Below are 13201 nucleotides of genomic sequence, written 5' to 3'. Positions count from 1 at the left end.
TTCTCGTCACGCACTCCCGGGGGTTTCTGCGGCGATGTCGAATCAGCACCCGGGGCGGTACCTGGCGCCGGTGCGGAAAGTGGCTGGTGAGGGCCCGGATGAAGAAGGGGCAATCGCCCGAGCGGGCCATGTTTGTCCTGAATCAGGGCAACTACGCCAGGTCGCCGGACGCGCGAACCGCCGCGCGGACATCCCCGCCCGACCCCTCACGGCCGGCCGGTGAGCGCTTCATGAGCACCCCCTCCTCCCCCGTGGCCGTACGGAATGCCACGCTGCGCCGGGCGGCGGCCGCCGTCGCCATCGGGGCCGTCGGCGCGGCCTACCTGTGGCACACCAATCCGCACGAACCGGGGCATGTGCTGCTTCCGTGCCCGTTCCGCTGGGCGACCGGGCTGTTGTGCCCGGCGTGCGGCGGGACACGTATGGCGTACGACCTGATGCACGGCGACCTCGTGGCGGCCTTCCACGACAACGCCGTCCTGCTGACCCTGGGCGTGCCGGCCGCCGCGTACATGACCGGACGGTGGCTGTACGCGGGACTGCGCGGGCGCCGCTTCAGGGCCCGCCTCGGGGCGCGCGGCAACGCCGTCGTGCTCGGCGTCGCCGGCATCTGGATGCTCGTGCGCAATCTCACGGGCTGAAACCGGCCGCCGGGCGCGCCGCGGGGGAAGCGGCGCGCCCGGCGGACCGTGCGTATCGGTATGTGCCGGACGCGTCAGGTGTGCCGGATGGGGCATGTGCGCCGGATGGTGCAGGAGCGTCTGACGCGTCAGGTGGATCGGATACGGCGGATGGGTCGGTACGTTTTGGGCGTATCGATAGGGCCTGCAGGACGGTTCAGCGCACCGTGACCGTGATCACCGGCGAGGTCACGCCGCCGCCGGCCATCCTGAGCTGGTTGGCGCCCTTGATGCCCAGCTTGACGCGGAGCGAGTAGCCGCCGGTCTTGTTGATGCCGACGCTCGCGGGCAGCGAGGCCCACTTGGCGCCCTGCTTCTGCTGGACGGTGACCTTGGTGCCGGCCTTCAGGCCGGTGGAGGTGCCGGAGATACGGAATTCCTGCCACGCCTTGACCGAGCCGGTGCTCGCCTTGGCGGTGAGCGTGGCCTTCTGCGGCGCCTTGGCGGCGACGGAGTGGGCGGCCGGGGCCGCGGGGGCGGCGGAGGCGGCGGCGGCGGTCCCGGCGACGAGTGCGGCGCTGAGAACACCTGCGGCGGCGAGGCGGTATGCACGGTTCATGACGTGTTCCTCCCTGTTGGGCCGGTTGATGGCCTTCACTCAGGAACACGGGTAGATGGCCGTTCCGGTTGCTTCCCGGGCGAGTGGTTTTTCTGGGGCGGTGGATGTGAACGGGGCGTGGGGGCAATGCAGTTGAGCGGACAACGAAAGGGGAGGGATGCGGGGCGGCGGGCGTATCTTGCGAAGACGGAGGGGAGGGTGAATGCGTTCCATCCGGAAGCTTTGCGCATACTTCCGCGGCACCGGGCGGCCTGCCTCAGCGCCGGACGGCCCGAGCCGCCCCTACAGCAGCAGCCAGCACCCCGTCCCCAGGAACACCACCCCGAAGAGCAGCGCCAGCGCCGTGCCGGACGACCGGCTCACCCCGTCGGCGACCGGCTGCCCGGTCCGTGCGCACATGCCCGTCCACACCAGCAGGCCGGCGCCGAACAGCGCGAAGGACACACCGGCGAACGCCTCGGGACCACTCTCCATGCGCGCAGGGTGGCACTCCCGGGCGGCGCGGGGGCGAACCCCGGGTGAATGCCACCCGTCCGGCCCCCGCCGCCCCTCGGGGCGCAGGCGGGGGTTCAAAGACAGGCTCTCAGCCCTGCCCGGCCGGTACCGGCTCCAGGAAGCCCTGCTCGACCAGCGTCCGGATCGCGTCCGGCGTACGGTCGCGCAACAACACCGGGTCTTCGCCGACCAGTTGCGCGATCGCGTCGAGGATGCGCCCGGCGGGCAGCGAGCCGTCGCAGACCCCGGCGAAGCCCGCGCCGACCGTGTCCACCTTCGTGGCGCGCCGCATACCGCGGTTCTGCCGCAGCACCACGTGCTCCGGGTCCTCGGCGCCGGGCAGCCCGACCTGTTCCTGTACGACCTCGTCGGCGAGCCGGAAGTGTCCGGCCAGCAGCGCCGCGTCGTCCGTGGCGCGCAGATAGTCCTGGCGTTCGAAGTGGCCGACGACCGAGGTTCCCAGCGGCTGTTCGACCGGGTGCGGCCACTCCTCGACCGTGATCGACGGGTCCTCGGCGCCGGACTTGCGCAGTGTGATCCACCCGAAGCCGACGGCCTTGGTCTTGCGGGCCTCGAACTCCTCCAGCCAGGCGTCGTAACGCGCCGCGTACTCCTCGGGGCTCGTACGGTGGTCGCCGGCGTCCCGCAGCCACAGCTCCGCGTACTGCGTGACGTCCTGGACCTCGCGCTGCACGATCCACGCGTCACAGCCGCGCGGCACCCACGAGCGCAGCCGGTCGCGCCAGTCCTCGCCGTCGACGTGCTGCCAGTTGGCGAGGAGCTGGCAGTATCCGCCGTCGTTCAGCCGGGCGGCCGCCTGCTGGACGATGGTGCGGCACAGGTCGTCGCCGCCCATGCCGCCGTCCCGGTAGGTCAGCCGGGCGCCCGGCGAGATCACGAAGGGCGGGTTGGACACGATCAGGTCGTACGTCTCCTCCCCCACCGGGTCGAACAGCGAGCCTTCCCGCAGGCCCGCGACCGGCGCGCCGGACAGTGCCAGCGTCAGTCCGGCGATCCGCAGCGCCCGCGGGTTCAGGTCCGTGGCCGTGACCTCGGTCGCGTACGCGGAGGCGTGCAGGGCCTGGATGCCGGAGCCGGTGCCGAGGTCGAGGGCCTTGGCGACGGGGGTGCGGACCGTGATGCCGGCGAGCGTCGTGGAGGCACCGCCGACGCCGAGCACCAGCTGCGAGCGGTCCACGCCCGCGGCCTCCTCGGCGGCCCGGATGCCGCCCGCTCCGCCGACCGCGCACCCGAGGTCGGAGACGATCCACCAGTCCTGGCCGTCGGGGCCGCCGTACGGGCGCACGTCGACGCTCGCCCGGACCTCGTCGCCGTCGCGCACCAGCCAGCCGTCGGTGAGGCAGTCGTCCACCGGCAGCGCGACGGCGGCCCGGTCGTACGGCACCGGGCGCTGGAGCAGGAACAGCCGCACCAGGGTGGCCAGCGGGCCGTCGCCCCGGGTCGCGCGGAGCGCCGGGACGGTCTCGCTGCGGGCCAGCGCGGCGTAGGCGGGCGCGCCGAGCAGCTCCAGCAGGCCGTCGGCGGTGAACCCGGCGGCGCGCAGCGCGTCGCGCGTCCGGGCCGTGCGGGCGGCGGAGTCGGGGTCTCGCAGGTCTGCGGTGGGGAGGTGCGTACTCACGCTCCCATTGTCAGCCCTACCACTGACAAACGGCCACGGCCCGGCCGCGCCGCGGCCACCGGGTCACGCCGGACGGCGTGTCGGACACGGCCCCCGCCGGAACTGACGGCGCGCCGGACGCGGTACCGCCGCACCTGACGGCGTGTCGGCCGCGTCCGGCGCCCGGTGGCTCAGTCGCTCAGCGTCCGGTGGCTCGGCGGCCCGGTAGGCCGGTACCCCGGGCCCCTCGTGGCCCCGGGCCCCCTCGCGGCCTACTTCTTCGGCTTGGCCGACCCGCCGCCCTCGGTCGCCTTCTGGTTCTGGCAGCCGGACTGTCCCGCCATCGCCTTGCCGACGTCGCCGGACTCCAGCTTCTTGAACGCCTGTTCGCTCTTCTTGTTGAGCTTGTTGATGCCGTCGGACAGCGACCGCAGGCCGTCCGCGAACTTGCCCTTGTCCCCGGTGTCCAGGCCGTCGACCTGCTTCTTGAGGTCGGCGTAGCCCTTGGAGAGGTCGTTCAGCTCCTTGACCGCGTTCTTCTGGGACTCCTCGCCGCCGTCGGCGGGCGGCGCCCCCGCCTGGCCGAGGGACTTCGACAGCGACGCGTAGGCGTCGGAGATCTGCTGGAACGCCTTGGAGTCGGCCTCCTGGACCTTCTTGGAGTCGGTGCCGCCGCTGTCGGCCGTCTGCATGGACGTGTTGGCGTCCTGGATCTTCTTGAACTGGGCCTGGGCGGGGTCGCAGAACTTCTTGGCCCAGTCGTCGAGCTTTTTGTTGCCGTCGTCGCTGCAGCCGGTCAGCGCGAGCATCAGTGCCGCGCCGCCGGACAGCGCGGCCACAAGCGTCTTCTTCACCGGATTGGTCCCTTCCATGGCTCTCGGCCCCGGAACATACACGTCCGAAGGCCCTCGGCCATGAGCCGGTCGGTCCGTACGACCCGCATTGAAGCCATTTGCACCAAGCCCTGTGACGCGCCCGGCCGCACAGCAGTGCGGGCGGAGCACGTGCTCAAAGCACGCCCTCCGCCCGCCCGTTGAGCGGCGCGAACGCCCCGCCCGCTAGGAGACCACCGCCGGGTCGGCGGTCTGCGCCACCTTTCCGGAGTTGTTGTCTTCGTCACCCACCGCGATGCCGCGGCGCTTGGAGACGTACACCGCGCCGACGATGACCGCGATGGCCAGCGCGGCGACCACGATCCGCACGCCGATGCTCTTGTCCGCGCCGTAGCTGAACTTCACGACGGCCGGCGCGATCAGCAGCGCCACCAGGTTCATGACCTTCAGCAGCGGGTTGATCGCGGGGCCCGCGGTGTCCTTGAACGGGTCGCCGACCGTGTCGCCGATGACGGTCGCGGCGTGCGCCTCGCTGCCCTTGCCGCCGTGGTGGCCGTCCTCGACCAGCTTCTTCGCGTTGTCCCAGGCGCCGCCGGAGTTGGCCAGGAAGACCGCCATCAGGGTGCCGGTGCCGATCGCGCCGGCGAGGAACGAGCCGAGCGCGCCGACGCCGAGCGAGAAGCCGACGGCGATCGGTGTGAGCACCGCCAGCAGGCCGGGGGTGGTCAGCTCGCGCAGCGCGTCCTTGGTGCAGATGTCCACGACACGCCCGTACTCGGGCTGCTCGGTGTAGTCCATGATCCCGGGCTTCTCGCGGAACTGCCGCCGCACCTCGTAGACGACCGCGCCGGCCGACCGGGACACCGCGTTGATCGCCAGCCCCGAGAAGAGGAAGACGACGGAGGCGCCCAGCACCAGGCCGACCAGGTTGTTCGGCTGTGAGATGTCCAGGCTCAGGCCCATGCCGCGGGCGGCGTCACCGACGTCCCGTACGGCTGTGGCGATGGCGTCCCGGTACGAGCCGAAGAGCGCCGCCGCGGCCAGCACCGCCGTGGCGATGGCGATGCCCTTGGTGATGGCCTTGGTGGTGTTGCCGACGGCGTCGAGGTCGGTGAGGACCTGCGCGCCGTCGCCGGTGACGTCACCGGACATCTCGGCGATGCCCTGCGCGTTGTCGGAGACCGGGCCGAAGGTGTCCATCGCGACGATCACGCCGACGGTGGTCAGCAGGCCGGTGCCGGCCAGCGCCACCGCGAACAGCGCCAGCATGATGGACGTACCGCCCAGCAGGAACGCGCCGTACACGGACAGGCCGATCAGCACCGCGGAGTAGACCGCGGACTCCAGACCGATGGAGATCCCGGAGAGCACCACCGTCGCCGGGCCGGTCAGGGAGGCCTTGCCGATGTCCCGTACGGGCCGCCGGGTGGTCTCCGTGAAGTAGCCGGTGAGCTGCTGGATGAGCGCGGCCAGCACGATGCCGATGGCCACCGCCACCAGCGCCAGCATCCGCGGGTCGCCGCTGCGGGCCAGGATCGCGGGGTCCGAGACGCCGGACAGGCCGGCGTAGGAGGACGGCAGGTACGTGTAGACCGCGATCGCCACCAGGACCAGCGAGACGGCCGCGGAGATGAAGAAGCCGCGGTTGATGGCGGTCATGCCGCTGCGGTCGGAGCGCCGGGGCGCCACGACGAAGATGCCGATCATGGCGGTGAGCACGCCGATGGCCGGGACCAGCAGCGGGAAGGCCAGTCCCGAGTCGCCGAAGGCGGCCATGCCCAGGATGAGCGCGGCGACCAGCGTCACGGCGTACGACTCGAAGAGGTCGGCGGCCATGCCCGCGCAGTCGCCGACGTTGTCGCCCACGTTGTCCGCGATGGTCGCGGCGTTGCGCGGGTCGTCCTCGGGGATGCCCTGCTCGACCTTGCCGACGAGGTCGGCGCCGACGTCCGCGGCCTTGGTGAAGATGCCGCCGCCGACCCGCATGAACATCGCGATCAGCGCGGCGCCGAGACCGAAGCCCTCCAGGACCTTGGGGGCGTCGACCGCGTAGACGAGCACCACACAGGACGCGCCGAGCAGACCGAGCCCCACGGTGAACATGCCGACGACGCCACCCGTACGGAAAGCGATCTTCATGGCCTTGTGCGAGACGGCGGTGAGATCCTTTTTCGCCTCGCCCTCGGCCGGCGTGGCTTCCCGGGCGGCCGCCGCGACACGCACATTGCTGCGCACCGCCAGCCACATCCCGATATAGCCGGTGGCGGCCGAGAAACCGGCGCCGATCAAGAAGAAGACGCTGCGCCCGGCGCGCTGCGTCCAGTTGTCCGCGGGAAGCAGCATGAGCAGGAAGAACACCACCACGGCGAAAACGCCGAGCGTGCGCAACTGCCTGGCGAGATAGGCATTCGCGCCTTCCTGCACGGCGGCGGCGATCTTCTTCATGCTGTCGGTGCCCTCACCGGCGGCGAGCACTTGCCGCACCAGCACCGCCGCGACGGCCAGTGCCGCGAGCGCCACGACGGCGATCACCAGCACCATGCCGCGGTTGCCCGACGTCAGCGATGGCTCGGCCAGGTAAGAGGGGTGTTCCAGCAACTGAGGGGTGTAAGGCCCCGCCATTCGTCCTCCTTGACGTTTGGCACATGGGCGCGCGGAAGCACGCTCAGGCGTCCTGAGCAAAGGTGTGGACGGATTGTAGGTAGCGGCACCGGATCAAAACAGTGCGCCTCAAAGGGAATTCGCCGGTGACGGCCGAGATCGTTCGAAGAACGGACGGAGATCGGACAGAGATCAGGCGATGAAGCAGCGAAGATCGAAAATAGCGAGGCCGTTGCCGCGCCCTCACAATTCGCCTGGACGAATGAATGTGAATAATTCGCTGACAACTGAATGATGATCTCAGAGTCCTACCTAACGCCGCTGCTCACGGGGCCGTGGACGAGTACCGGGCGGACCCGTCCGGGCAGCTGCCGGGCCGACGTTCACCGAGTGGCGCGGGGACGCCCACGGACGCGCCGGTATGCCCGGCCGCCGCGCGGGGTGCCGGTGGCGCCACGGGCGGGCCCGGGCGGCGGTACGGGGGTGGTGGGCGCCAGGCGGCGCAGGCGTCCCCGTACCGCCACGGAAGTACGCACTCCGGTAGGGGCCACGCGGCCCCGGGGCGACGGCGGACCGTACGCCCGGTACGGCCGGGTGGGGAGGCGGAGGGGGCCGGGGCACGGGGCCGGTGGGTCCGGGGAGCCCGATGGGTACGCACGTGCGGAGCGTACGGATGTGGCCTGAAGAGGGGGGTGGGGGCGGCCGGCTCCCGAGTGGCCGGATGGCGTGTCCCCGGCCGTCGGCAAGACGCACGAAAGAGTCGGGGCGCGTACGGCTGAATGGGGGCGTGCGGGTGGGAGGGAGGGCGTGACGGGGGCGCGCGAGGGAGAGAGAGGGCGCAATCGGGGACGCGCGGGCGGAGATGGTTCGTACGGATGCGCGGGGAGCCGTTGCAGATGCGCCGGGAGCCGGAGGGAGCCCGGGGTCATGGCGCGCGACGGGGCGATGGTGCGGCGCACGTCTCTACATCGGCCGACCCACCACGCGGGCAGCCTTACGAGAGCGCCGGCCCGCTATGGCACGGTCGGCCCTTACGAGAGCGCCTGCCCGCCATGGCGCGACTGGCCTCTTAAGGCAGGGCCAGCACCCACGACAGACCAGCACTACGGCAGCACCGGCGTACAGCAGGCAGGACCGCCCTACGGCAGAACCCGCGTACGACCCCCGCTACGGCAGAACCGGCGCCGGCGTCGTCGGCCAGCTCATGCGGATGATGCCGCCGGTCTCGCCGGAGGTCACCTCGACGTCGTCGACCAGCCCGCTGATGACCGCGAGGCCCATCTCGTCGTCGCTCTCCGCCGCGTCGCCGTTGTCCGAGGCGGGGCCGCCGGGCAGCGGTTCCCCGTCGAGGCCGCGGACGCCGGGCACCGACCCGGCACCGGCCGGACTGCCCGGTACCTCGTCGCCCACCTCGATGGAGAACTTCTTCTCGTCCTCGACCAGGGCGACCCGCACCGGGGCCGAGATGTTGTTGGTGCGGTGCAGCCCCACCGCACGGGTGCACGCCTCGCCGACGGCGAGCCGAACCTCGTCCAGCACGGCCTCGTCCACCCCGGCCCGCCTCGCCACGGCAGCCGCGACCAGTCGCGCGGTCCGGACGTGCTCGGGAAGGGCGCTGAAGCGGAGTTCGACGGTGGCCATGCCATCCCCCTCGGTATGCGGGCGTGCAACGCAGGGGGCCGGACCGCCAAGCCCGGTTCCCCCCACTGCTTCCAACCCCCGCGCCGCGGCGCGGGGACCGGCGAGCCGTCAGTCGGTGGCTGCGACGGCTTCGTCGACCGAGGTGTGAATCGGGAACACCTTGGTCAGTCCGGTGATACGGAAGATCTTCAAAATGCGCTCCTGGTTGCAGACCAGGCGCAGCGAGCCCTCATGGGCACGCACCCGCTTGAGCCCGCCGACCAGAACGCCGAGCCCCGTGGAGTCCAGGAAGTCGACACGCTCCATGTCCACCACGAGGTGGTAGCTTCCGTCGTTCACAAGCTCGACCAGCTGCTCCCGCAGCTTGGGCGCGGTGTATACATCAATCTCGCCACCGACCTCGACGACCGTACGGTCGCCAACGGTCCGGGTCGACAGGGACAGGTCCACGGATCCTCCAGCACCTTGCTATCGAGCGGTCGCCCCCCATGGATCGGCAGCCGCGATGGCATTCAATCACTTACCAGCAGGCGTGCACGACGCCTTGTGCGCATTGTCCGTCACACCGGTGACACACTCGGTGCCGATGGCCTCCAATCAGCTGCCTCCGGACGGGGGCACCAGCCCCTCCCCGCGCACGGTCCTGGACCGTCTCACCCAGGGGGCGTCCCGCGCTACGCGCATCACTCATACGGAGCACTTGCCCCCGCGCATCGGCAGCCATGCGGAATGGCCCGCACGGATCCGTCCGGAGGTGACGGAAGCCGTCCGCGCGGCCGGGATCGAACGTCCGTGGGCCCATCAGGCCCGCACGGCGGACCACGCGTTGCGGGGCGAATCGGTCGTCATCGCCACCGGCACGGCGTCCGGTAAGTCGCTCGCCTACCTGGTCCCGGTGCTGTCCGGGCTGCTGGACGGTTCGGAGGCCCCGAACGGCCGCGGCGCCACGGCCCTGTACCTCGCGCCCACCAAGGCGCTCGCCGCCGATCAGCGGCGCGCCGTCGGCGAACTCGCCGCGCCGCTCGGTACCGCGGTGCGGCCGGCCGTGTACGACGGCGACACGCCGGTCGAGGAACGCGAATGGGTGCGCCAGTACGGCAACTACGTCCTGACCAACCCCGACATGCTCCACCTGGGCATTCTCCCCGCCCATCCCCGCTGGTCCTCCTTCCTGCGTGCCCTGCGGTACGTCGTCATCGACGAGTGCCACACCTACCGCGGCGTCTTCGGGTCCCACGTGTCGCAGGTCATACGCCGCCTCCGGCGTGTCTGTGCCCGGTACGGCTCCGAACCGGTCTTCCTGCTGGCCTCGGCCACCGCCGCCGAACCGGCCCAGGCCGCCGAACGGCTGACCGGGCTGCCCGTGGCGGAGGTCACGGAGGACGCCTCGCCGCGCGGCGAGGTGGTCTTCGCCCTGTGGGAGCCGCCACTGACGGAGCTGCACGGCGAGCAGGGCGCCCCCGTACGCCGTACCGCGACCGCCGAAACCGCCGACCTGCTGACCGACCTCGCCCTCCAGGACGTCCGCACCGTCGCCTTCGTACGGTCCCGGCGCGGCGCCGAGCTGATCGCCCTCATCGCACAGGAGCGGCTGGGGGCGGTCGAACGGTCGCTGGCCCACCGGGTGGCCGCGTACCGGGGCGGCTACCTGCCGGAGGAACGGCGCGCCCTGGAGCGCGCCCTGCACACCGGCGACCTGCTCGGCCTGGCCGCCACCACGGCCCTGGAGCTGGGCGTGGACGTCTCCGGGCTGGACGCCGTCCTGATCGCCGGTTATCCGGGCACCCGCGCTTCCCTGTGGCAGCAGGCCGGCCGTGCCGGACGCTCCGGACAGGGCGCGCTCGCCGTGCTCGTCGCCCGCGACGACCCGCTGGACACCTACCTCGTGCACCACCCCGAGGCGCTTTTCGACCAGCCCGTGGAGTCCACCGTCCTGGACCCGGACAATCCGTACGTGCTCGCCCCGCACCTGTGCGCGGCCGCCGCAGAACTCCCGCTCACCGAGGATGACTTTTCGCTGTTCGGCCCGGCCGCCCCGGGGCTCCTCCCCTCCCTGGAGGCGCGCAAGCTGCTGCGCCGTCGAGCCAAGGCGTGGCACTGGACCCGCCGCGAACGGGCCGCCGACCTCGCCGACATTCGCGGGCAGGGCGGCTCGCCCGTACAGGTCGTGGAGGCGGGCACCGGCCGGCTGCTGGGCACGGTGGACGCGGCTGCCGCGCACACCACCGTCCACGACGGCGCCGTACACCTCCACCAGGGCCGTACGTACCTGGTCGAGCACCTGGACCTGGAGGACGGCGTGGCCCTCGTACAGGAGGCGAACCCGCCGTATTCGACGACCGCCCGCGACACCACCGCCATCGCCATCCTGGAGACCGAGACGGAGGTCCCGTGGGGCGACTCGCGGCTGTGCTTCGGCTCGGTGGAGGTCACCAACCAGGTCGTCTCCTACCTGCGCCGGCGGCTCATCACGGGCGAGGTGCTGGGCGAGAGCAAGCTGGACCTGCCGCCCCGTACGCTGCGCACCCGGGCCGTGTGGTGGACCGTCACCGAGGACCAGCTCGACGCGGCCCGCGTCAATCCCGAGCAGCTCGGCGGCGCCCTGCACGCGGCCGAGCACGCCTCGATCGGCCTGCTGCCGCTGTTCGCCACCTGCGACCGCTGGGACATCGGCGGCGTGTCCCTCCCCCTGCACCCCGACACCCTCCTTCCCACCGTCTTCGTCTACGACGGCCACCCGGGCGGCGCGGGCTTCGCCGAGCGCGCCTTCCGCACCGCCCCCGAGTGGCTCGCAGCCACCCGCAAGGCCATCGCCTCCTGCGAGTGCGAGGCCGGCTGCCCGTCCTGCATCCAGTCCCCCAAGTGCGGCAACGGCAACGACCCCCTCCACAAGCGAGGCGCCGTACGCCTCCTGACCGAACTCCTCAAGCACGTGCCGGAACCGGCGGGCTGACCTCCTGAAACCCGAAGGCCTGAGACCCGAAGACCCGAAGACGTCGCCGGTCCCTTCCACCGTGCCGCCGGGCCACTACGCGATCGCCCCCGAGCCGTGGGGCGCGCCCCCCTTCGAGCCCGCCGGCCCCCGGGCACAGGCGCACAACGGACGACCGTGCCCTGCTCATTCCTCCCGGCATGGACGGCATGGTCTCCGACGGCCCCCGGGACACGGTGATCTCCACCCTGACGATCCGCCCGGCCTCCAGCAGGTCACCGGTCCAGACGAACACCAGGGCTGCTGCGACCCATTGGGCACGGGTGGCCGCAACATGGCGTGTGCTTGCGGAACACTCGTCGCCACCCTCACCGCCGACTGCATGGGCCCGTACGAGCTGCATCTCGATCCGCTGCGCGTGTTCGCCTACGAGGAGGCGCCGTCCGGGGCGCTGTGACGCGCCCCGGTCGCCGTCGCGGCCGTCAGGTCTCCCTCCCTTCGCCGCTCCTCTCTTCGCCCTCGCCCGCCACCGCCTTCGCCACCTCCTCCACTTCGAAGATCATCAACGTGCCCCGGCTGCCCGCACGGACCGCGTGGGTCACCCCCGCCGGGACCATGTACATCTCGCCCTGCCCGACCGACACGGCCGCGCCGCCCACCGACAGCTCCAACCTGCCGTCGAGCACGAACAGCGCCTCGGCCGCCCCGTGCGCTTCCTCCTCTCCCGGCGACTCGTCCATGCGCAGCACCTTCACGCAGGCCGTGCCCACCTTCCCCAGGGAACGGGAACTCCAGGCCGCCGACAGGGCAGCCGCCGCCTTCCGTACGTCGATCACACTCACGGCACGCCTCCCGGCGGGCCCTCCGGTCACGCCCGAAGAGCCCGCACATCAAGATCAATGGATGATCCGGACGCTATCCGGGCATGGGCGGCGGGTGGTCGACCGTTCGGTCAAACCTGCTCGCCGTCGTCGGCGGGCCCGCGCGGGCGCGGATGTCCGAGGCGAACGGGCCGGTACGGGCCCGGGCCGTGACGTCCGCGGTGTCCCCCCGTACGGCGCAGCGCACCAGCCGGGCGTCCTGAGCGGCCGCCACCTCGCGAGCGGCACCGCAGGCGGCCGACGCGCCGTGCAAGGCCGAGTCCGCCGCCGCGAGAGCCGCCAAGTCCGCTGCCGCGCCCGCGCGGTGACGTGTCACGACCGCCTGGGCCATCGCGATCACCACCGCGAACACCGTGCACAGCGCCATCGCCGCGAACACCGCCCACACCGTGGCCGAGCCCTCATCTCCCCACCGTTTCCTCCGCAAGAGCCGTCGCCTCCCCTCGGAGCGTCAGCGTCAGCGGGCCGGCACCCGGCGACGCCGCCTCGACCCGAACGCGCACCAGGTCGCCCTGCCGCTCCAGCGCCACCCGCGCGCCGCGTGGAGCCGCGCCGCGGGCCACCGCGCCGACGACCGCCGATGGTTCCGACCGGGCCGCCGCGCGGGCCCCGGCACGCGCCGCGTCCACGCACTGGATCTGCGCGCAGGCGGCCATCAGCCCCCAGAGGAGCAGCCCGGTGAACAGGACCAGCGCCGGGATCACCAGCGCCGTCTCCGCCGTCACGTACCCCCTGTCGCGGCCGTCGTCAGACCTGGACACCGAGGGCCTTTCCGATCACCGCGCGCAACGCCGACTCCACCGCGCCGCCCGACATCACCTTGTAGAGCACGGCCGCGGCCGCGCATGCCGCCAGGGTCCCCAGGGCGTACTCCGCCGTGGTCATGCCCCGGTCGACGGAGGCCCTGTCCCGCACGGCCGCAACGCGCCCCTCCAGCCACCTTCGTACGAACATTCCATCC

General features: G+C 72.0%; 14 protein-coding genes. 3 read left to right on the top strand and 11 right to left on the bottom strand.

The window, feature by feature from the left end:
- Positions 1 to 230 precede the first annotated feature (230 nt).
- Entirely contained in the window at positions 231 to 641 is a 411-nt protein-coding gene (locus ACZ53K_RS16135) for a DUF2752 domain-containing protein (protein ID WP_468836338.1), read from the top strand.
- Between the two features lie 196 nt (positions 642 to 837).
- On the opposite strand, the gene ACZ53K_RS16130 is transcribed toward ACZ53K_RS16135, so the two are convergent.
- The 7 genes from ACZ53K_RS16130 to bldG all read right to left on the bottom strand — a co-directional run bounded on the left by ACZ53K_RS16130 (position 838) and on the right by bldG (position 8877).
- Positions 838 to 1239: a hypothetical protein gene (locus ACZ53K_RS16130; RefSeq protein ID WP_468836336.1), complete on the bottom strand. Its 402-nt coding sequence runs from the start codon at positions 1237 to 1239 to the stop codon at positions 838 to 840.
- Positions 1240 to 1521: 282 nt separating this feature from the next.
- The gene (locus tag ACZ53K_RS16125; protein ID WP_468836333.1) at positions 1522 to 1713 is read right to left on the bottom strand and encodes a hypothetical protein; all 192 of its coding nucleotides are present in this window, start codon (positions 1711 to 1713) and stop codon (positions 1522 to 1524) included.
- Positions 1714 to 1822: 109 nt separating this feature from the next.
- Entirely contained in the window at positions 1823 to 3373 is a 1551-nt protein-coding gene (locus ACZ53K_RS16120) for a DUF7059 domain-containing protein (protein ID WP_468836331.1), read from the bottom strand.
- A 251-nt stretch (positions 3374 to 3624) separates the two neighbouring features.
- The gene (locus ACZ53K_RS16115; RefSeq protein WP_468836328.1) at positions 3625 to 4206 is read right to left on the bottom strand and encodes a small secreted protein; all 582 of its coding nucleotides are present in this window, start codon (positions 4204 to 4206) and stop codon (positions 3625 to 3627) included.
- A gap of 204 nt (positions 4207 to 4410) precedes the next feature.
- Positions 4411 to 6807 (bottom strand): sodium-translocating pyrophosphatase, encoded by a 2397-nt coding sequence (locus tag ACZ53K_RS16110; protein WP_468836325.1) that lies wholly within the window; start codon positions 6805 to 6807, stop codon positions 4411 to 4413.
- 1146 nt (positions 6808 to 7953) lie between these two features.
- Positions 7954 to 8427: an ATP-binding protein gene (locus ACZ53K_RS16105; protein ID WP_468836323.1), complete on the bottom strand. Its 474-nt coding sequence runs from the start codon at positions 8425 to 8427 to the stop codon at positions 7954 to 7956.
- A gap of 108 nt (positions 8428 to 8535) precedes the next feature.
- On the bottom strand, positions 8536 to 8877 hold the full coding sequence (gene bldG / locus ACZ53K_RS16100) for an anti-sigma factor antagonist BldG (RefSeq protein ID WP_004571875.1): 342 nt from the start codon (positions 8875 to 8877) through the stop codon (positions 8536 to 8538).
- 55 nt (positions 8878 to 8932) lie between these two features.
- Here bldG and ACZ53K_RS16095 point away from each other — a divergent pair, with 55 nt between their 5' ends.
- Entirely contained in the window at positions 8933 to 11380 is a 2448-nt protein-coding gene (locus tag ACZ53K_RS16095) for a DEAD/DEAH box helicase (RefSeq protein WP_468836320.1), read from the top strand.
- Positions 11381 to 11693: 313 nt separating this feature from the next.
- Positions 11694 to 11816, top strand: coding sequence for a hypothetical protein (locus tag ACZ53K_RS16090; RefSeq protein ID WP_468836318.1), 123 nt, complete (start codon positions 11694 to 11696; stop codon positions 11814 to 11816).
- A 25-nt stretch (positions 11817 to 11841) separates the two neighbouring features.
- Here the strand turns inward: ACZ53K_RS16090 and ACZ53K_RS16085 are convergent, their stop codons facing one another.
- The 4 genes from ACZ53K_RS16085 to ACZ53K_RS16070 all read right to left on the bottom strand — a co-directional run bounded on the left by ACZ53K_RS16085 (position 11842) and on the right by ACZ53K_RS16070 (position 13194).
- Positions 11842 to 12201: a cupin domain-containing protein gene (locus ACZ53K_RS16085; protein ID WP_468836316.1), complete on the bottom strand. Its 360-nt coding sequence runs from the start codon at positions 12199 to 12201 to the stop codon at positions 11842 to 11844.
- Between the two features lie 73 nt (positions 12202 to 12274).
- A complete protein-coding gene (locus tag ACZ53K_RS16080) occupies positions 12275 to 12619 on the bottom strand; it encodes an Rv3654c family TadE-like protein (RefSeq protein ID WP_468836314.1) in 345 nt (114 codons plus the stop codon).
- 22 nt (positions 12620 to 12641) lie between these two features.
- Positions 12642 to 13001, bottom strand: coding sequence for a TadE family type IV pilus minor pilin (locus ACZ53K_RS16075; RefSeq protein ID WP_468836311.1), 360 nt, complete (start codon positions 12999 to 13001; stop codon positions 12642 to 12644).
- A complete protein-coding gene (locus ACZ53K_RS16070) occupies positions 12988 to 13194 on the bottom strand; it encodes a DUF4244 domain-containing protein (protein WP_468836308.1) in 207 nt (68 codons plus the stop codon). Before ACZ53K_RS16070 ends, ACZ53K_RS16075 begins: the two co-directional genes overlap by 14 nt.
- Positions 13195 to 13201: the final 7 nt, after the last annotated feature.

The sequence above is a fragment of the Streptomyces sp. NPDC033221 genome, from assembly GCF_055577005.1.
This window is presented reverse-complemented; position numbering and strand designations above follow the sequence as displayed.